17 protein-coding genes and 1 tRNA gene are annotated in these 18,372 nt (G+C 65.5%); 10 read left to right on the forward strand and 8 right to left on the reverse strand.

Going from position 1 to position 18,372, the window contains the following annotated elements; genetic code table 11:
• Positions 1-42 precede the first annotated feature (42 nt).
• Positions 43-447 (reverse strand): cytidine deaminase, encoded by a 405-nt coding sequence (cdd, locus tag ACSC1S_RS10640; protein ID WP_261651827.1) that lies wholly within the window; start codon positions 445-447, stop codon positions 43-45.
• A gap of 114 nt (positions 448-561) precedes the next feature.
• Here cdd and ACSC1S_RS10645 point away from each other — a divergent pair, with 114 nt between their 5' ends.
• A complete protein-coding gene (locus tag ACSC1S_RS10645) occupies positions 562-780 on the forward strand; it encodes a hypothetical protein (RefSeq protein WP_435364269.1) in 219 nt (72 codons plus the stop codon).
• Positions 781-795: 15 nt separating this feature from the next.
• On the opposite strand, the gene ACSC1S_RS10650 is transcribed toward ACSC1S_RS10645, so the two are convergent.
• From ACSC1S_RS10650 to ACSC1S_RS10670, 5 genes are all read right to left on the reverse strand, one after another.
• The gene (locus tag ACSC1S_RS10650; RefSeq protein ID WP_435364270.1) at positions 796-1,953 is read right to left on the reverse strand and encodes an ABC transporter permease; all 1,158 of its coding nucleotides are present in this window, start codon (positions 1,951-1,953) and stop codon (positions 796-798) included.
• Positions 1,946-3,238 carry an ABC transporter permease gene (locus ACSC1S_RS10655; RefSeq protein WP_435364271.1) on the reverse strand — a complete coding sequence of 431 codons (1,293 nt, stop codon included), beginning with the start codon at positions 3,236-3,238 and terminating at the stop codon, positions 1,946-1,948. Before ACSC1S_RS10655 ends, ACSC1S_RS10650 begins: the two co-directional genes overlap by 8 nt.
• Positions 3,235-4,785: an ABC transporter ATP-binding protein gene (locus ACSC1S_RS10660; RefSeq protein WP_435364272.1), complete on the reverse strand. Its 1,551-nt coding sequence runs from the start codon at positions 4,783-4,785 to the stop codon at positions 3,235-3,237. The genes ACSC1S_RS10655 and ACSC1S_RS10660 overlap by 4 nt, the downstream gene beginning before the upstream one ends.
• A gap of 41 nt (positions 4,786-4,826) precedes the next feature.
• Positions 4,827-5,969 (reverse strand): BMP family lipoprotein, encoded by a 1,143-nt coding sequence (locus ACSC1S_RS10665; protein ID WP_435364273.1) that lies wholly within the window; start codon positions 5,967-5,969, stop codon positions 4,827-4,829.
• 242 nt (positions 5,970-6,211) lie between these two features.
• On the reverse strand, positions 6,212-7,582 hold the full coding sequence (locus tag ACSC1S_RS10670; protein WP_435364274.1) for a phosphopentomutase/phosphoglucosamine mutase: 1,371 nt from the start codon (positions 7,580-7,582) through the stop codon (positions 6,212-6,214).
• Between the two features lie 134 nt (positions 7,583-7,716).
• On the opposite strand from ACSC1S_RS10670, the gene ACSC1S_RS10675 reads away from it, so the two are divergent.
• The gene (locus tag ACSC1S_RS10675) at positions 7,717-8,352 is read left to right on the forward strand and encodes an RAD55 family ATPase (RefSeq protein ID WP_435364275.1); all 636 of its coding nucleotides are present in this window, start codon (positions 7,717-7,719) and stop codon (positions 8,350-8,352) included.
• Here the strand turns inward: ACSC1S_RS10675 and ACSC1S_RS10680 are convergent.
• A complete protein-coding gene (locus ACSC1S_RS10680; RefSeq protein WP_435364276.1) occupies positions 8,349-8,825 on the reverse strand; it encodes a DUF5793 family protein in 477 nt (158 codons plus the stop codon). The two genes, ACSC1S_RS10675 and ACSC1S_RS10680, sit on opposite strands and share 4 nt — an antisense overlap.
• 127 nt (positions 8,826-8,952) lie before the next feature.
• On the opposite strand from ACSC1S_RS10680, the gene ACSC1S_RS10685 reads away from it, so the two are divergent.
• The 8 genes from ACSC1S_RS10685 (at position 8,953) to ACSC1S_RS10720 (ending at position 16,550) form a co-directional block, all read left to right on the forward strand.
• A complete protein-coding gene (locus ACSC1S_RS10685) occupies positions 8,953-9,507 on the forward strand; it encodes a DUF7549 family protein (RefSeq protein ID WP_435364277.1) in 555 nt (184 codons plus the stop codon).
• Positions 9,508-9,625: 118 nt separating this feature from the next.
• Positions 9,626-11,323, forward strand: a complete 1,698-nt coding sequence (locus ACSC1S_RS10690; protein ID WP_435364278.1) for a type II/IV secretion system ATPase subunit — start codon at positions 9,626-9,628, stop codon at positions 11,321-11,323.
• A 1-nt stretch (position 11,324) separates the two neighbouring features.
• Entirely contained in the window at positions 11,325-13,448 is a 2,124-nt protein-coding gene (locus tag ACSC1S_RS10695; protein WP_435364279.1) for a type II secretion system F family protein, read from the forward strand.
• 59 nt (positions 13,449-13,507) lie between these two features.
• Complete coding sequence (locus tag ACSC1S_RS10700; RefSeq protein ID WP_435364280.1) at positions 13,508-14,152, forward strand: class I SAM-dependent methyltransferase; 645 nt, start codon at positions 13,508-13,510, stop codon at positions 14,150-14,152.
• Positions 14,153-14,427: 275 nt separating this feature from the next.
• A tRNA-Gly gene (locus ACSC1S_RS10705) sits at positions 14,428-14,498 on the forward strand.
• A 147-nt stretch (positions 14,499-14,645) separates the two neighbouring features.
• Positions 14,646-15,293, forward strand: a complete 648-nt coding sequence (locus tag ACSC1S_RS10710) for a hypothetical protein (protein ID WP_435364281.1) — start codon at positions 14,646-14,648, stop codon at positions 15,291-15,293.
• 67 nt (positions 15,294-15,360) lie between these two features.
• Entirely contained in the window at positions 15,361-16,167 is an 807-nt protein-coding gene (locus ACSC1S_RS10715) for a response regulator (protein ID WP_435364282.1), read from the forward strand.
• A gap of 38 nt (positions 16,168-16,205) precedes the next feature.
• Entirely contained in the window at positions 16,206-16,550 is a 345-nt protein-coding gene (locus tag ACSC1S_RS10720; protein ID WP_435318852.1) for an avidin-fold protein, read from the forward strand.
• On the opposite strand, the gene ACSC1S_RS10725 is transcribed toward ACSC1S_RS10720, so the two are convergent.
• Positions 16,540-18,324: a hypothetical protein gene (locus ACSC1S_RS10725; RefSeq protein WP_435364283.1), complete on the reverse strand. Its 1,785-nt coding sequence runs from the start codon at positions 18,322-18,324 to the stop codon at positions 16,540-16,542. The two genes, ACSC1S_RS10720 and ACSC1S_RS10725, sit on opposite strands and share 11 nt — an antisense overlap.
• Between the last annotated feature and the right edge of the window lie 48 nt (positions 18,325-18,372).

The following is an 18,372-nucleotide window of genomic DNA, read 5'->3' on the forward strand; positions in this document are numbered from 1 at the left end:
GCGTTACGCGGGCAAGAAAATAGGTCTGTCCACTCGGGTCGTTCACTCGCCGTCGCGGGCGACCATCTCGGCGGTGATAGTGTCCGGGAGGAGGGTGCCGAGTTCGTAGGCGGCGTAGCCGTCTTCCTCGTCGCAGAGCACGACGAAGTCGTCGTCACAGAACTCCGCGAGCGTCTGCCGACACATCCCACAGGGGGTGACGCCGTCGCGCTTGCCCGAGGTCACTGCGATCTTGACGAATTCGGTGTGGCCCTCTTTGATGGCCTGCGAGATGGCGACCTCCTCTGCGTGCAGGCTGTTCGAGTAGTTCGCGTTCTCGATGTTGCAGCCGGTGTAGACGGTGCCGTCGGCGGTCTCGATGGCCGCGCCAACGGTGTACTCCGAGTACGGCGCGTAGGCTCGGTCGAGCATCTCGCGAGCGGCGGCGATGAGGGCGTCGTCGTCCATAGAACCACGTACGACGACCGGTCCCAAGTACCCACCGAGACAGGTTGTTCACCGCGGTGATTCGTTCAGCAGGGTGAATATCGACTCTTCCGTCCGGGCCCCGTACTGTCGAGTATGTTCCGAACGGTCATGCTCGTGTTCGGCCTGCTGGAGTTCCTGTTCCCGAAGCGGTTCACGAACTTCTGGACGCGCCTGGCGTACACCACCCCCGAGGAGTTCGAAGTCAGGCCGTGGGTCGTCAAGGCTGCCCGCATCGAAGGGCTCGTGTTCGTCCTGCTGGCGCTCAAAGCGACGATGGCGCACCGGGCCAAAACGGCCACGGAAGAAGCGTAATCGGGCTCGCGAAGGTCAGTCCTCGTTCGAGTCGTAGTGTTCGCCAGCTGCCGCGGGCGTGCGGGTCTTGCCGACCAGCACGAGCACGACGACGACGACCACGTACGGAAGCATGAGGAAGATCTCCGTCGGGATGTCGATCTGGACCCCCTGCAGCCGGAGTTGAATCGCCTGCAGGCTGGAGAACAGGTACGACGCGCCGAACGCCCCGATGGGGTTGTAGTTCCCGAACAGGTAGGCGGCGATGGCGATGAAGCCACGGCCATCGACCATGGTCTGGCCAGCGCCGGAGAACTGCCCGATGTTCCCGACCGACAGCGCGGTGCCGCCGATACCGGCGAAGAACCCCGAGAGCAGGACTGCCGCGTAGCGGACGCGGTGGACGTTGACACCAACCGTGTCCAGTGCCTTCGGGTTCTCACCGCTGGCGCGGACCCAGTACCCGAAGCTCGTCCGGTTCATGACGTACCACGACCCGGGGACCGCGATGAGCATCATGAACACCATCGGACTCGCCTCGAAGAAGATGGGCCCGATGAACGGGATGTCCGAGAGCAACGGAATCGACCAGGTACCGACCGTCCCGACCTGCGGGGTCGAGGGACGGTTGTAGAACACCTTGGCGGCGAAGGGGGCGAGCCCGAGCGCCACCAGCCAGACCGCCAGACCGGCGATGATCTGGTCCGCCTCGAACTCGATGCAGATGATGCCGAACAGCAGCGCGAACAGCACGCTGGTGAGTACGCCGGCGAGGAACCCGACCCAGATGTTCGGGACGAGAACCTGGTAGCCGGGGTCGAGGTGGTAGATGGTGCCACCCATGTCGAGGTTGATGACCGGCGGGAGGCCGGTCGAGCCACCGGCACCGAGGCGCTCGGTGACGAGGACGCTCACGAACGCGGAGACGATGAGCAGTCCTTCGAGCCCGATGTTGATGACACCGCTCTTCTCGGCGTAGATACCGCCGACGGCGGTGAGCGCGATGGGCACCGCGAGCCGGAGCGACGACTCGATGGTGCTCTGGCTGACCGCCGTCGAGAATATCTTGCCCGCGGTCGACTGCGGTGCGACGATACCCCACAGGGCGAGGACGGCGAGCAGCGCGGCCGTCACGTAGGCGGCCAGCCGCCGGGTGCCGAGCTCCTCGACGGTCTCGCCGAGTGTCTCAGCCATCGTCCTCACCTCCGTCGGTCGCGACGGCAGCAGTGTCGTCCGTCGCCCCGAAGTCCGGGAACCGCTGGCCGATCATCCGGAAGAACTCCGGCATGGCGACGAACAGGATGATGAGTCCGGAGAGGACCGCCGTCAGTTCCGGCGGCACGTCCGTCTCGAAGTTGAGCGCGTTGCCTCCGCTCTTCAGGACGCCGAACAGCAGCGAGCTGAAGACGACGCCGACCGGGTTGTTCCCGGCGAGCACGGAGACCGTGATGCCGTCGAAGCCGAGCGACGGCACCGAACTCAGGAAGCGACCCGTCGAGGTGAGTACCCAGGCAGCACCGGCGATGCCACCGAGGGCACCGGAGAGCGCCATACTGGCGACCATCGTCCGTTCGGCATCGACGCCGCCGTAGGTCGCGGCTTCCGGCTGGAGGCCGCTCGTCCGGACGTCGAAGCCGAACGAGGTCCGCCAGAGCAGGACGTACACGCCGGCTGCAAGGGCGAGTGCGAAGAAGAACACCAGCATCGAGAAGGTCCCCTCGGTGAACCCGAACGGGAGGCTCGGGAAGAACGCGTTCTGGGGAACCGACCGCGTCTGCGTGATGCCTGCGCCGGGGTCCTGGAAGAACTCCTTCGTGAGCAGGGTCGCGAGGTACAGCGCGACGAAGTTCAGCATGATGGTCGTGATGACCTCGTTCGCCTCCGCGTACGCCTTCAGCGCGCCGGGAATCGCACCCCAGATACCGCCGAAGATCGCGCCAGTGAGGAGTCCGAGCGGGACGAGGACGACCGTCCCGGCGAGACCGCCGGGGACGACGTCGCCGGCTGCGATGAGGACCACCGCCGAGGCGAGCGCCCCGAAGATGAGCTGGCCCTGGGTCCCGATGTTGAACATGCCGGCGCGGAACGCGACGGCGACGGAGAGGCCGGTGAACAGCAACAGCGTGGCTCGCTGGAGGAGGACCTCCATCGAGAAGTTCGTCGCCGACCAGCCCGGCTCCCACGGGAAGCCACCGATGGCTCCGATGAACAGCTTCCCGTAGACGTTGATGGGGTCGTAACACGCGGTCGCGCCGAACAGCGAGATGCTCCCGTCGAACAGGAGTATCTCGAACGCACCGGGGAGCGGAATCGCGAGGTGGAACTGGGTGGCCTGCTGGCACGACGCCGCCAGGCCCGAGAAGAACACGAGGAAGCCGCCGACCACGATGGAGAGCACCAGCGCGGCGGCGCTGATGAACAGTCGTTCCGCACCGGAGATGGCGGCGAACCGGTCGAGAACGTCGCGGATGCGAGTCATCGTCCCTCCTCGGCCCGGACCGTCTCCAGTCCCTCTGGCTGTTCGCCGGCCATCAAGAGGCCGATGTCTTCTTCTGTCGCTTCGTCCGGGTCGACGACGTCCATGATCTCTCCTTCGTACATCACACCGAGTCTGTCGGATAGCTGGCGGACCTCGTCGAGCTTCGACGAGACCAGCAGGATAGCGCGCCCCTGTTTGCGGAGTTCGAGGATCTGCTCGTGGATGAACTCCGTCGAGCCGATGTCGACACCCCGCGTCGGGTGCGTGGCGACGACGACCCGCGGGTCGCGGGCGAACTCGCGGCCGACGATGAACTTCTGCTGGTTCCCGCCGGAGAGCGAGTGTGCTTCGGCGTCCGGGTTCGGGGGACGGACGTCGTACTTCTCGATGATGTCTTCCGCGTGGTTGCGAACCCTCTCCCAGTCGATGCGGCCGTTCTCGGCGTAGGGCGCGCTGTGTTGGCTCCCGAGCAGGCCGTTCTCGACGAGGTCGAAGTCCATCACCAGCCCGCGCTCGTGGCGGTCTTCGGGGATGTAGGCCATCCCGTCGTCGATGCGCTCACGGCGGGTCTTGTCGGTGATGTCCTCGCCTTCGACGTGGATGCGTCCTTCCGAGGGGAGTCGCAGGCCGGTGACGGCCTCGACGAGTTCTGCCTGGCCGTTGCCGTCGACGCCCGCGATGCCGAATATCTCGCCCTCGCGGACCTGGAAGGAGACGTCGTTGACGACGTCGATGTTCTCGTCGTCCGTGACGGTGAGCGTCTCGACCTCGAGTCCGGTCGCCCCGGGCTCCTGGTCGGGTGCGTCCACTTCGAGGAGCACCTCTCTGCCCACCATCTTCTCGGCGAGTTCCTCCCGCGTCACGCCGTCGGCGGACATCGTCGCGATGGTCTTGCCGTCCCGGAGGACGGTGATGTCGTCGGCCGAGTGCATCGCCTCGCCGAGTTTGTGCGTGATGAAGATGACCGTCTTGCCCTGGTCGGTCAGTTCGTCGATGACGGCGAACAGGTCCTCGACCTCCTGGGGCGTCAGCACGGCCGTCGGCTCGTCGAGGATGAGCGTGTCTGCGCCGCGGTACAGCGCCTTCAGGATCTCGACGCGCTGTTGCACGCCGACGCTGACGTCCTCGACGGTCGCGGTGGGATCCACGTCGAAACCGTACCGCTGGCTGAGCTCGCGGACCTCCTGTCTCGCCCGGTCCTTGTCGACGACGAGGTCGAAGTACTTCCGGGGCTCGTTCCCGAGGACGATGTTCTCGGTTATCGTCATCGGGTCGACCAGCATGAAGTGCTGGTGGATCATCCCGATACCGGCGTCGATGGCATCACGCGGTGAGTCGAACGCTCGTTTCTCACCGTCGACGTAGATGTCACCCTCGTTCGGCTCTAGCAGGCCATAGAGGACGTTCATCAGCGTCGTCTTCCCGGCCCCGTTCTCGCCGAGCAGGGCGTGCACGCTGCCCTTCTCGACGGTGAGGTTGACGTTGTCGTTGGCGATAACGCCCGGGAACCGCTTCGTGATACCTTCGAGGCGAATAGCGTCAGTCATCTCTTATCCCCCCCGTCGTGGCCCATTGTGGCACCACCTATCTACGGTGTTTGTGGGACCGAGATGTCTCCGTTGATGATGTCCTCGCGGGACTGGGAGATCTTGTCCTTGATGGACTGCGGGATCTCGGAGCCGAGGGTCTGGCCGTAGACGCACTCGACACCGTTGCGCTCGAGACCGAGCGTGATGACGCTGCCACCCTGGAACTCGCCATTGACCTCGGACTCGATGGCCTCGAAGACGGCCGTGTTCACGCGCTTGACCATGCTCGCGAGGATGTACTCCTTGAAGTCGGGGTCACTGCGCGACTGGTCGGCGTCGACGCCGATGGCGAACTTGCCCTTCTCCTTTGCGGCCTGGAACACGCCGAGACCGGTCGCACCGGAGGCGTGGTAGACGATGTCCGCACCGGCGTCGTACATCGAGGCGGCGGCTTCCTTCCCGGCCGTCGGGTCGTTGAACGAGCCGATGTAGGAGCTCTGGACCTCGATGTCGCTGTTGGCGTACTTCGCACCGGCCTCGAAGCCGGCCTGGAACTTCTCGATGAGTGGGGCCTTCACGCCACCGACGAAGCCGAGCGTCGTGGAGTCACCGCTGGTCTCCGCCTGGGCGGTGGAGAACGACTGCGACGTGAGGAGGCCTGCCAGGTGCCCGACCTGGAACGAGCCTTCGTGCTCCTTGAACACGTAGTTCGCGACGTTCTCCGCCTCGACGACGGAGTCGACCAGCATGAAGTGCTGGTCGGAGTAGCGACTCGCGTTCTCCTTGAGCGCGTCCGTCTGGGCGAACCCGATACAGCTGATCAGGTCGTAGTTCGGGTCGGTCTCCTGGGCGAACTGGCGCTGGGCCGGCTTGAAGTCGGAGTTCGTCTCCGGCTGGGCCTCGTCGAAGGCGATGCCGAGTTCCTCTTTGGCCTGGATTGCGCCGAGCTGTGCCATGTCGTTGAACGACTTGTCGCCGAGGCCACCCGTCGCGTACACCATCCCGACGTTTGCCGCGACCTCGCCGGTTGAGGTGGACTGCTCCTCGGTTTGCGTGTCGGTCTCGCCACCGGAGGCGTCCGTGGACTCTTCGGTCGGTGTACTCGTCGAGCCAGAATCGTCAGTGCTGCTGATACATCCCGCAAGTGCGATGGTGCCTGCCACACCTGCACTCTTCAAAAACGTTCGTCTGTCACCCTTCATATGTCGTTGTACCATGAACGACCGTGATTTAAACCCGTCGGACCGCCCCCGGGCACACACACTCACGCACGAAATATTTAGATTTTATTAGTATGGAATAATACTGGTGGTACGGAATTTCGGTGAGAAATATATACAGTGGGATGCCATGACCTTGCAAGGGGACGAATCACATACGTCGGGCACGCTATTCGTTAAGGAAAACGACAATAGTCTGGTGTTCCGGTCAGTTATTCGTCCGATTACTGGACATCGGTGACGGCTGCTTCGACGGTGTCGACCGCGGTCTCGACCAGCGCGTCGACGTCCTCGCTCTCGGCGTACACCCGGACGTACGGTTCGGTTCCACTGGGGCGAACGAGCACCCACGACCCGTCGGGACGGTCGATACGGACGCCATAGTCGGTGTCGACGTCACCCTCGGGGAACGTCTCGGGAAGCGTGGTCGCCAGTCGCTCCATCGTCCCGGCCTTGGCGTCGTCGGGACAGTCGACGCTGACCTTCCGGTACGGTCGCTCCGTGATGGGGGAACGAAGGGCGTCGAGCCCGTCGTGTTCGGCGACGAGCCGGGAGATGACCGCAGCGCTGACCACGCCGTCTATCCAGCCGCCGAAGGCGGTGTGGATGTGCTTCCACGGTTCGGCGGCGAAGACGACGCTCGTCTCCTCGGTGCCAGCCTCGAGTTCGCGTGCGATGCCTTCGTGCAGCGCCCCGAGTCTGACCCGCTCGACGCGCCCGCCGGCCGCCTCGACCTGTTCGTCGATGCGGGCCGAGGCGTTGGGGGTCGTCACCACGACCGGGTCATCGGCGTCCGATTTCCGGGTGTAGTGCCCGGCGAGCATCGCGAGGACGGTGTCCTCGTGGACGATCTCGCCGTCGGGCGTCGCGATGACGATGCGGTCGGCGTCGCCGTCGTGGGCGATGCCGAGGTCGAAGTCACCGTCTTCGAGGAAGGCGACGAGGTCGGTCAGCGTCTCGGGCGTCGGCTTCGACTCTCGTGCCGGGAAGTGCCCGTCGACGTTCGCGTTGAGCGCGACGACTTCAGCTCCGAGCCGTTCGAGTACCTGGGGCGTCGCGAGACTCGCCATCCCGGTCCCGCAGTCCACGACGATGCGTCGCCCTGCCAGGGGGTCCGCCCTGCGACCGCCGAGGTCACCGGCGTACTCGGTGACTGCTGCCTGGTACTCGTCGAGAACGGCCTCGCGGTGACCGTCACCCCACTCGTCCCACGCGACGGCCGGTGTCTCGCCCTCGACACGGTTCTCGAGTCGTGTCTCGGCATCCCGGTCGTACTCGACGCCATCGGCGAACATCTTGATGCCGTTGTCCGCAGGTGGGTTGTGGCTGGCGGTTATCATGACGCCCCGTCGTCCCTGTGAGGCGAACGCCAGTGCTGGGGTCGGGAGCTGACCGACACGGGCAACGGTCGCACCCGAACTCTCCAGTCCGGCCTCCATCGCGGCGGCGAGCGCCGGTCCCGTCTCACGACCATCTCGGCCGACCACGAACGTCTCGCCGTCGAGTCCGGCCGCGCGACCGACCGCCAGCGCCAGTTCCGGTGTCACGACATCGGCGACTGGCCCACGAATACCTGCAGTCCCGAACAGTGTCATGGCGGTGGATTCTGTGGGGCGATACGTATGTGTTGGCATCCGAGACGAGAGACAACCCTGCATTTAAGCACGAGTACGTCGAACCTCGGGGCGATGCCTCGGCTAGCGCCAGTGTCGCAGGGGGACAGAGGAGCATGTACGACGTGAGCGACACGCTTCCGGTGGCGGAGCTTCGACCCGGGACGAACGTGCTCGTCACCGGACCAGCGATGTCCGGGAAGTACGACCTCCTCTGTGGCCTGCTGGCGGACGGCCTTCGTGCTGGTGACGCCGCACTCGTGGTCACGACACAGAACGACGCCGGGACGGTCCGCGGCCAGATCGGGATGGCAGACGCCGACACGCCGCCGCTCGGTATCGTCGACTGCGTCTCCAAAGAGCGCGGTGTCGAACCCGCCGAACACGACCTGAACCGGTTCGTCTCCTCGCCCGGCGAGTTCACCGGCATCGGGATGTCCTCCTCGCGACTGCTCGAGGACTTCGCACGACAGGACCAGCAGACCCGTGTCGCACTGGACTCGGTCTCACAGCTCCTGATGTACGCCGACGTGAAGACGGTGTTCCGCTTCCTCCACATCCTCACCGGCCGCATCAGCGCCGCGGGTGCCATCGGCTTCGCCACGCTCGACGCCAACGCACACGACGAACAGACCGTCAACACGGTCCGGCAGCTGTTCGACGGGATGGTAGAGACACGGACCGGCTCCGAGGGAAGAGAACTCCGTATCGTCGGCTTCGGGTCGGAGCCGACGGAGTGGACCGGCTTCTAGAGTTCGACGCCGCTCGGAATCAGGCTCTGACTCCGCAGCAGGCCGCCGTCCTCGTTGTAGACGAGGAAGGTGCTCTTGTCGTACGTGACGAAGGACTCGCCTTCGAGCGACACGTTCACCGTGTACTCGCCCTCCGTCTCGGCCGACTCGCCGTAGCGTCGGGCCGCCCTGATGAACCGCAGCACGTCATCTGCGTCCTCGTTGAGCTCGAGGATGAAGTCACCCGTCACCCGGTTCGTGACGCTCACGACGCCGCGAGCCTGGTCGTCCTCGTCGAGTGCCGTCTGGAGACGGAACGCCACGTCGGTCTCCTCGGCGTCGAGCGGTTCACCGTCGATTCCTGTGAGGCGCTCCTGGAGCGTCGATACGGGACCCTCGAACTCGATGGTTACCGTCGGCTTCTCGGGGGTGCCGTCGTCGTCTTCGACCCAGTCGACGTTGCCAACCTGCAGCGTGAAGTAATCGCGCCTCATTCCTCGGAGGCGGCTTAGCACTCACGAGGTAAGAACGTAACGCCCAGACAGGCGCATGCGTAGGAGAGGCCGGAGGCGGTCGACGCGCTTCGACAGGTTTTATCCCCGTCGGGGAGGGCCTCGAAGTATGGTCTGGATCAACTCGGAGTACACCGAGGAATTCGCCGTCCTGACGGCGTGGCTCTCGATGTTGCTCCCGTGGTCGGTCGCCTACGGCCGTGCGTCGCTGGTCGGTGACGCCGCCAAGGAGACCACCGTCGTCATCCTGCGGTTCCCGTTCTTCGGTATCAGATACGTCCTCGGCTCCGGTTTCATCGACGGCACGACGCTGAAGACGCCGCTCGGGTTCTACAACGAGACCGCCGGGACGATTCCCGAACAGGCAGCCGCCCACTTCGGCTGGACGCTGGCGGTCGGCATCGTCGTCCTGTTGCTCGTCGTGAGCCTGCTGATGTACCTGGAAGTCGACGAGGTCATCGACAGACTGCCCGGCCGGGGTGTCTACGCGGTCGGCGCGCTCATGCTCGCTCTCGCCAGCGTCTACCTCTGGGCGGCCCTTCGGCTCAACGCCTCGCAGAACACGAAGATACTCGGTATCCAGCAGTTCGTCCCCATCGGCCTCGTCGGGACGTTCCTCCTGCTCGTCTTCGCTGTCCTCAACCTGTTTGCACAGCGAACATAGGCCTTCTCCCGACCGAATTGGCCGCCTGATTTAAGTGACGGCCTCGCTTACGTGGCTGACAACGTACGGTCGTCCCCCCGTCGGCGGTCGCTCCCTCGTCGCCGGTCGGCCGGCAATCATGCCACACGAAGAACATAACCGGTCGAATACGCGGTCTCGTGGCGTGAGCGACCGCTCCGCGAGCCTCGCGGCGGCCTCCAACGCGACCTCGCTCACCGACCGCATCAAGCGGACGCTCCAGATGCTCAGGGGGACGACCATCTCCCGGGAACCGTACTTCCCCGACAAGCACGGCCCGCTCGTCACCTTCGACGGGCTGGACGACTACGTCGAGGAAGACCGGTACTGGGTGAACGCGCCCTACGCCTTCATCTCCATCAACCACGACCCGGACGCCAACGAACACCTCTACCACGTCGTCGAACCGGAACTGGACGACTACGAACACGCCCTGCTGGAGACCCTGTTCGAGGACATCCGCGACCCGCTGGTGTACCGGCGGGACCTCGACGACATGGACAACGAGGAGGTACTCGACGACGCCCTGCTCGAACACCTCGAGCGCTACGGTGCCGACGTGGACATGCTGACCTACCACAAGCTCCTGTACTACCTCTGGCGGGCGTTCCGGGGCTACGGCAAGCTCGACCCGGTGATGCACGACCCCCACGTCGAGGACATCTCGTGTGACGGGTACGACCTCCCGCTGTTCGTCTACCACGACGACTACACCGACATCGAGACGAACGTCTCGTTCGGCTCGGAGGAACTCGACAACTTCGTCGTCCGCCTCGCCCAGCACTCCGGCCGGCACATCTCCATCGGTGACCCGATGGTCGAGACCACGCTCCCTGATGGCTCTCGCGCCGAACTCGCACTCGGCGAGGAAGTCACCCCGCGTGGCTCGGCGTTCACCATCCGGAAGTACGCCGAAGAGCCGTTCACACCCATCGACCTGCTGGACTACGGGACGTTCAACATCGACCAGATGGCGTTCCTCTGGCTCGCCATCGAGAACAACAAGTCGCTCATCTTCGCCGGCGGGACGGCATCGGGGAAGACCACCTCGATGAACGCCATCTCGATGTTCATCCCGCCGCGGTCGAAGGTGCTGACCATCGAGGACACCCGCGAACTCACGCTGTACCACGACAACTGGCTCTCCTCGGTGACCCGGGAACGCCTCCACGAGGGGACCGACGTGACGATGTACGATCTCCTGCGCTCGGCACTGCGCCACCGCCCGGAGTACATCATCGTCGGTGAGGTCCGTGGTGAGGAGGCCATCACGCTGTTCCAGGCGATGAACACCGGCCACACCACCTACTCGACGATGCACGCCGACTCCGTCCGGACGGTCATCAACCGTCTGGAGAACGAACCCATCAACGTCCCGCGGTCGATGGTCCAGAGCCTCGACGTGCTCTGCGTGCAGACGCTGACCCGTCTCGACGGCGAGCGCGTCCGCCGGAACAAGACCATCGCCGAGATAGAGGGCATCGACCAGCGGACCGGCGAACTCGACTACTCGACCGCGTTCACCTGGAACGCCACCGACGACACGTTCACCTCCTCGGGCTCGGAGATACTCGACGATATACGCGACGAACGCGGCTGGAGCCAGCAAGAGATGCTGACCGAACTCCGGAACCGCCGACGGTTCCTGGAGTACCTCTGGGAGAAAGAGATCACGGACTACCGCCGGTTCACGGCGATGATAAACGAGTACTACGCCGACGCCGACCGCGCGATGGCCCAGATCGAGCAGAGCGACGAGGACATCGAGATGACGACCCCCGAGGCCGAGACCGACTGAGATGTCCTGGGCGAATTACGTCCCGCTGGTCATCGCCCTCGTCATCGCGCTACCAGTGGTACTCTCGCCCGTCAGCCTGCACGCCGACCGTATCGTCACCCGGTTCTCGCTGGTCATCTTCGGGAAGTACATCAGCCAGCGCGGGCGCAAGCGGACCCGGCGAAAACAGCTCCTCCGGGCCGCACACATCCCGACGACGTATCGAACCTACGCCTCGAAGACCGCCCTCTACACCGGCGTCGCGGCACTCGTCGGCTCCATCCTCGGGATGTACTTCATCTGGCTCGGACTCATCATCCTCGCAATCGACGAGGAGACCATCCGGTCGGTGTTCCCTTCGGACCTGCACTTCCTGACCAACTTCGTCGGCCTGCCGTCCATCTCGGTGTTCGAGCTGTTCGCGCTCATGGCGGTCACCAGCCTCACCCTCGGGGTGTCCTTCGCTGGGATGACGTACTGGTACCGCTGGTGGTACCCGGACTACCGCGGGGACGAACGCGAGCGCCGAATCGACGCGTCCCTGCCGCGGACCATCGCGTTCATCTACGCGCTCTCCCGGTCGGGCATGGAGTTCCCCAAGGTGATGCGCATCCTCGCGGAGCACCAGCACATCTACGGCGAGTCCGCCGAGGAGATTCACGTCGCCGTCAGGAACATGGACATGTTCGGCCAGGACATGATCACCGCCATCCACACGATGGCGCGGCGGTCACCGAGTTCGCAGTTCAAGGAGTTCGCGGAGAACCTGGCCAGCGTGTTGCAGTCCGGGCGCTCGCTCTCGGAGTTCCTCCACCAGCAGTACCGCGACTTCCAGGAGGAGGCCGAGGCCCAGCAGGAGAAACTGCTCGACCTGCTCGCGACGCTGGCGGAGGCGTACGTCACCGTCCTCGTCGCCGGACCGCTCTTTCTCATCACCATCCTGGTCGTCCTCGGCATCGCGGTCGGTGACACGCTGGACCCGCTTCGCGTGTTCGTCTACGTCATCCTCCCCTGTGCGAACTTCATCTTCATCCTCTACCTGCTCTCGGCGACGGATACCATCGCCACCAGCCGCGGGTACGAGGACGTCGAGGCACCGGTGGACGGGCTCGCCGGGGTCCGCCGAATCGACTCGGCCCAGACCGACGGTGGCCACGATGCCGACGGGAACGTCGCCCGGTTGGAAACGTATCGGCAGTTACGGTCCCTGCGGTCCATCCTCGGGAACCCGCTTCGGACGGTCGTCGAGAAACCCCTCTCGTTGCTCTGGGTGACGGTTCCCCTCGCCGCACTCATCGTACTCGTTCGCCTGCCGGGCGTCGTCGATGCCGGCGGGCTGAACATCCGGGAGTTCGACGATCTCCTCATCCAGGCGGCCCTGTTCGTCATCGGCACGTTCGCCATCGCGTTCGAGGTGCATCGCCGCCGGGCGGAGGCCATCGAGGCCGCCGTCCCCGACCTGCTCGACCGGCTCGCCAGCGTCAACGAGGCCGGGATGACCGTCGTGGAGTCCATCGGCCGCGTGCGCCGGTCCGAGCTCGGCGCACTCGACAGTGAGATGGACCGCGTCTGGGCAGACATCAGGTGGGGGGCAGACATCGAGACCGCCCTGAAGCGCTTCGAGGCACGGATGCGAACCAAGATCATCTCGCGGGTCGTCGCCATCACGACGAAGGCGATGAACGCCAGCGGGGACCTCGCGACGGTCCTGCGCATCGCGGCGAAGCAGGCGAAGGCCGACCGCCGGCTCAAGCGCGCCCGCCGCCAGGAGATGGTGACCTACATGGTCGTCGTCTACCTCGCGTTCTTCGTCTTCCTGTTCATCGTGGTGGTCCTCTCCACCGTCCTCATCCCGAGCCTCCCGGACGGGGGGACCGGCGCGGCGCTCAACGCGACCGGCGGTGGCGGTGCGCCGGGGACCGGTCCACAGAACGTGCCGGCCGTCGGCGGGGTCGGACAGACCGGCAGCATCGACAAGGACGAGTACATCCTCGTGTTCTTCCACACGACCATCATCCAGGGGCTGCTCTCCGGGCTGGTCGCCGGGCAACTCTCCTCCGGTGACATCCGGACCGGCGCGAAGCACGCCGCCATCCTCATCGCGCTGGCGTACGCGACGTTCATCGTCCTCATCCCCGGTCCCTGAGACTCACGTCGCGACGCGGAATCCAATTCCTTACTTCGGTCCGCCCCGACCGGTCGTCCATGGACCGCTCCCCGTCGACCACCCGCGAGACCTACGACCGTATCGCGGCCCACTTCGCGAAGACCCGGGAGTACGCCTGGCCGGAGGTCGAATCCTTCGTCGAGGACGCGCCGACCGGCGGCCGGGGGCTCGACCTCGGCTGTGGCAACTGCCGGCACGCCGAACTGCTCGCCGCCCACTGCGACAGCGTCGTCGGCCTCGACCTCTCCCGTGGGCTACTGGAGACCGGCCGCGAGCGCGCGACTGACCACGGGTTCGCGGTCGACCTCGTCCAGGGTGATGCGTCCTCGCTCCCGCTCCGGGACGCCTCGGTCGACCTCGCGGTGTACGTCGCGACCCTGCACCACCTGCCGACCCGCGAGGCCCGTCGCGCGAGCCTGGACGAACTCGCCCGGGTCCTCTCACCTGACGGCCTCGCGCTCGTCTCGGCGTGGTCGACCGCACACGACAGCTTCGACCGCGACGACCCGTTCGACACCGAGGTCGACTGGACGCTCCCCGGCGGCGTCACCGTGCCCCGGTTCTACCACATCTACTCGCCCGCGGAGTTCGACGCCGACCTCGCCGCCAGCGACCTGCGTATCCATGCCAGCGAGGTCTCCTCCGGCAACTGCTACGCGACCGTAGCCGGTCCGAAACAGTAAAGACCATAAGGCGTCACCGAGAACCGACAGGTGCGCACACCCGTTGGTGTGGGACTCGCGTGCCGCGGTGGGCCCTCGCGCACGGCTCGCCGTGGCGACCGCAGCGACGCGCCCTGCGTCGCAGGTTCGTGCCCCGCGCACGAGCCGCTGCGGGTATTTCGGCAACGAACCCTACGACAGGTAGTGGCGTCCCCGTCGATGCAATTCCGAAGTGTTTTGTGTCCCTCGGGGCGAACCAGTGAATGCAATCGCAGCACGCGGCTGTGATAGACCGCGCACCGGTGGTCTAATGGCAAGACTTTGGCCTTCCAAGCCAACGATCCGGGTTCAATTCCCGGCCGGTGCATCCCTTCGGTCGCCCCGCCCGACGTTCACCTCGCAGTGCTCGGTGAACTCCCGCCCGATGCATCCCGTTGGTCCCTCGCTCGATTTTCCCTTCCTGATTCTGTCACAGTCGAGCAGTTCTCTGATACCTCTGCCCGGGGGACGTTCCATGCTATCATGGAACATGCTCTCACCCCCTGGGACCGTTACCTTCCACATGGGGGACTCGTCCAGAGCGGTCTCGAAGCGGAATCTTCTCGCAGGCGTCGGTCTCGGCCTTCTTGGTGGCCTCACCGGATACGGCACCACCATCGGACGGGCGATGGAGGCTCCGGAAGCGATGCGACGGCAAACGGATGCTGAGATGGCGAAGCTCACGAGCGGGGAGCCAACCTTCCCGCCCATGCCGCATCTGCCGTTTGTGACTATCGACCTCACGTGTACCGACCTCACCGTCACGGTCGAGCCGCGAGCGACGTCGTTCTATCTGCGAACGCGCCACCGGGACGACGAGACAGCCTACGCCTTCAACCGTGTGCACGGCCCGTACGAGGGCACTGTCACGGACTCGTTCGAGAACCTGCACCAGATAATCATCGACGTCGAGGTGTTCTGGCGAGGAACCATCCTGGCGTGGAAGGTCCGCCCGTCCCGGTGTGATCGTGGGCCGACCGCCGACCCCGGTACGCTGACGGGACCAATCGAGGTGGGACCGGGGACGCTCCCGCGTCTCAGGCCGCCGGGACCCGCGGTTTCGTGGCCATCGGGACGGACCGGTCTCGAGAACCCAACTCGGATGAAGTACATTGAGGGGTGACAGATTTGCCGAGTGACAGCTGGCAAGAACCGTTAAGCGTTCGCACGAGCACTCTGCTGTAGAAGACATGAGTCAGGTGACGGTCCGTATCCTTCACGTGGACGACGACCCCTCGTTCACGGAACTGGTCGGGACGGTGCTCGAACGGACCGACAGCCAGCTCACCGTCGAGTCCGTCACGTCACCAGAGAAGGCGCTGGCGATGCTAGAGGAGGAGTGTCCGGACTGCATCGTCAGCGATTACGATATGCCGAGGATGAACGGACTGGAACTGCTGCGGAAGGTTCGAGAGCGGGAAGCAGAGATTCCGTTCGTGCTGTTCACCGGCAAAGGGTCAGAGGAGGTCGCGAGCGAGGCCATCTCCGCGGGTGTCTCGGACTACCTCCAGAAGTCGGGTGGGCTGGAGAAGTACGAGATACTCGCGAACCGGGTACGGAACCTCGTCGAAAAGTACCACGCCGAGCGGCGCAACCAGCAGTTCCTCGACGCCATCGAGTCCATCGGCCAGGGCGTGAGCCTGCTGAACCAGGCGGGCGAGTTCATCTTCGTCAACGACGCCTACGCGAGGTGCTTCGGCTACGAGGCCGACGAACTCGTCGGGGAACACTGGTCGCTCCTGTACGAGACCGACGAGGACGTCGAGCACATGGCGGGCGTGGTCAACTCCATCCCCGACAACGGCTACTGGACGGGACAGACCCGACAGATCCGCAAGGACCAGAGCCGCGTCCTGTTGAACCACCAGCTCGCGTTCGCCCGCGACCAGACGATGATCTGTACCGTCGGCGAGCCACAGGACGCGAACGGGTCCGAGCCAATCGTCGTCGACGGGCAGGTGTTCGAGGAAGACCAGGTGCACCAGCCACTGGACTGAGCACGCAGCTTTACTCTCGCTGGGCACGTAGTTCCACCATGGCGACAGCTATCTCGCTGGATGGGCGGACGCTCACCGCCCGCCAGAACGAAGGTGGAGATGTATCGGGGGATACGAGCATGCACTTCCGGCAGGACGGCACACACATCAGTGCCGACTACGCCGGTGGGCGTATCGTGGAGGGCTACCTCGTGGGGACCTTCGATGGCGACCGCTGGGACGTGAGATACGTCCAGTTGAACGAGGACGGGGAGACGGCGACCGGGCACTCCATCGGTGATGTGACACTGCTCGACGACGGCCGGGTCCGCGTCGAGGACGAGTGGGAGTGGGAGTCGAAACCGGGCGGCGGTCGAAGCGTGCTGGAAGAAGTCATCGAGTGATCGCTGCAGCTGGCATCATGGCGGGTCCATCCGTCGTTCCGGTTCCGTTCTGTGTCTCCGTCGTTCCGCTGGGGACGGACGAGTCGGCCGTGGTCGTCTCACCGTCCGCGTCACGCACGGCCGTCCCGACCTCGTCGTAGTGGAACGAGACGGTCACGGTCCGTGGCCCGTCGGGCGTCGACTGGACGTAGCGGACCGAGAGGTCCTGGACCAGTCCCTCCTCGGTCACGACCGCGACGAACCGGTACTCCGAGACGTTCGACAGTGACGGCGGTGTGCTCCAGCCGACGATACGGTGGTAGGTCGTGCCGCCGACGGTGTACGAGGCGCTTCGGATGTTCCGTGGGCTGTCGAGGTATATCTCGACGAAGCGCTCGGCCCTGTCCTCGTGGTAGCCCTCGCCGTAGCGCACCACCACTGGGTGGCGGCTGACCGCGTACGTGTCACCCTGCTTCGTGACGACCTGTCGGGTCTCACCATCCGCGACCCCGGTCTGCTCGATGGTGTCGCCCTCGACAGTGATGCCGACCGTCTCAGACCGGTAGGCCGTCCGGTTCTCGACGGTGACGACCTGCCTGGCCACCTGCCACTCCGGCCCGTCGACCGATGGGTCCGCCACGCCGCCGAACTCCACGGTCCAGCGGTACGACTGGCCGGCGAGGACGTTCGCGTGCGCCTGGGCGAGCATCGCGGCGTCGGTGATACCGTGGTCCGCGAGCCCGGGCGGCCGGTCGTCGAACGGGGTCGGGTCGGTCAGGGTGCCGTCACCGAAGTCACCGGGATACGTGTCGCTCTCGCCGAGTCTGAAGTCGGGGTCCTCGGCGGCGATGCTGGTGTTCGACCCAGCTGCCCCGGTGCCGTCGCCAGCGTCGTCCGCAATGCCCGGCAGCAACCCGAATGCGATGCCGCCACCGACGACGAGCAGTGACACCACGACGATAGCGAGGACTGCCGAGCGGCGGGTCGAGCGGACTCGGGCCAGGACCGACCCAACACCGGCTGTCTCCTCGGCGGGCGATTCGGGAGGGGCTGCCAGGTCCTCGTCGCCGTCGCGCGCAGCCGTCCCCGGGGCGGAACCGTACCGAAGGAACTCGGGCGAGGCTGCGAGCCCGTCGGGGCGTTTCGAGTACCGCGGCGACTGGGCCGGGCTGTCCTGGCTATCCGGGCTGTCAGGTTTATCCGGGCTGTCAGGTTTATCCGGGCTGTCAGGTTTGTCCGGGCTGTCCGGGCTGTCCGGTTTGTCCGGTCCGGGCTGCTCGGTGTTCGCTGGTGGTTCCGGACCGGGCTGGTCGGTCGCCGTCTCCGGTTCGGCCGTGGTGTCCGGATGGGAAGACTGGCTGGCCGACGGGAGGTCACTCAGCCGCGTCCCGAGCTGGTCCTCACAGATGGCGTCGACCGGCTCGCGGTCCAGCCCGTAGCACGCGAACGTGTAGAGGTCGAGGACGCGCTCCGGCGGGTCATCGGGCGCGATGGCTGGATGGTAGACGAGTCGCTCGTCCCCGGGGCGAGACGTGGGCTGCGCCGGCCGGTTCTGGATCGATTCGTCGCTCTCGTCGACCGAATCGGCCGACTCGGTCCGACTCGTCACCAGTCGATACCGCGTCCCGTCCCGGACGACCACCGTCTGGCCGCCGGGTCCCGCATCCGACTCCAGTGACTCCAGCGTCTCGAACGCCTCGCTATCGGCGGCGAGGAGGGCCGCGACGAACTCCTCGAACTGCACCGTCGAGAGGGCGGCGACGAGGTCGTCGAATGCGGCGCGAGACGGAGGCATCGGGTATCTATCAGAGTTACGCACTGGACCGCCTTAGTGGCTGCAGTC

Origin of the sequence: Haloarchaeobius pelagicus, assembly GCF_051207375.1 — an archaeon.
Classification (GTDB): Archaea; Halobacteriota; Halobacteria; order Halobacteriales; family Natrialbaceae; genus Haloarchaeobius.

Excerpts from the sequence above, each read along its gene's own strand:
- ACSC1S_RS10680 (WP_435364276.1), bottom strand. The coding sequence starts at position 8,825 with ATGAGGCGCGATTACTTCACGCTGCAGGTTGGCAACGTCGACTGGGTC.
- ACSC1S_RS10650 (WP_435364270.1), bottom strand. The coding sequence starts at position 1,953 with ATGGCTGAGACACTCGGCGAGACCGTCGAGGAGCTCGGCACCCGGCGG.
- ACSC1S_RS10700 (WP_435364280.1), top strand. The coding sequence starts at position 13,508 with ATGGACCGCTCCCCGTCGACCACCCGCGAGACCTACGACCGTATCGCG.
- ACSC1S_RS10645 (WP_435364269.1), top strand. The coding sequence starts at position 562 with ATGTTCCGAACGGTCATGCTCGTGTTCGGCCTGCTGGAGTTCCTGTTC.
- ACSC1S_RS10660 (WP_435364272.1), bottom strand. The coding sequence starts at position 4,785 with ATGACTGACGCTATTCGCCTCGAAGGTATCACGAAGCGGTTCCCGGGC.
- ACSC1S_RS10655 (WP_435364271.1), bottom strand. The coding sequence starts at position 3,238 with ATGACTCGCATCCGCGACGTTCTCGACCGGTTCGCCGCCATCTCCGGT.
- ACSC1S_RS10710 (WP_435364281.1), top strand. The coding sequence starts at position 14,646 with ATGCTATCATGGAACATGCTCTCACCCCCTGGGACCGTTACCTTCCAC.
- ACSC1S_RS10725 (WP_435364283.1), bottom strand. The coding sequence starts at position 18,324 with ATGCCTCCGTCTCGCGCCGCATTCGACGACCTCGTCGCCGCCCTCTCG.
- ACSC1S_RS10720 (WP_435318852.1), top strand. The coding sequence starts at position 16,206 with ATGGCGACAGCTATCTCGCTGGATGGGCGGACGCTCACCGCCCGCCAG.
- ACSC1S_RS10695 (WP_435364279.1), top strand. The coding sequence starts at position 11,325 with ATGTCCTGGGCGAATTACGTCCCGCTGGTCATCGCCCTCGTCATCGCG.
- ACSC1S_RS10670 (WP_435364274.1), bottom strand. The coding sequence starts at position 7,582 with ATGACACTGTTCGGGACTGCAGGTATTCGTGGGCCAGTCGCCGATGTC.
- ACSC1S_RS10665 (WP_435364273.1), bottom strand. The coding sequence starts at position 5,969 with ATGAAGGGTGACAGACGAACGTTTTTGAAGAGTGCAGGTGTGGCAGGC.
- ACSC1S_RS10715 (WP_435364282.1), top strand. The coding sequence starts at position 15,361 with ATGAGTCAGGTGACGGTCCGTATCCTTCACGTGGACGACGACCCCTCG.
- ACSC1S_RS10685 (WP_435364277.1), top strand. The coding sequence starts at position 8,953 with ATGGTCTGGATCAACTCGGAGTACACCGAGGAATTCGCCGTCCTGACG.
- ACSC1S_RS10690 (WP_435364278.1), top strand. The coding sequence starts at position 9,626 with ATGCCACACGAAGAACATAACCGGTCGAATACGCGGTCTCGTGGCGTG.
- cdd (WP_261651827.1), bottom strand. The coding sequence starts at position 447 with ATGGACGACGACGCCCTCATCGCCGCCGCTCGCGAGATGCTCGACCGA.
- ACSC1S_RS10675 (WP_435364275.1), top strand. The coding sequence starts at position 7,717 with ATGTACGACGTGAGCGACACGCTTCCGGTGGCGGAGCTTCGACCCGGG.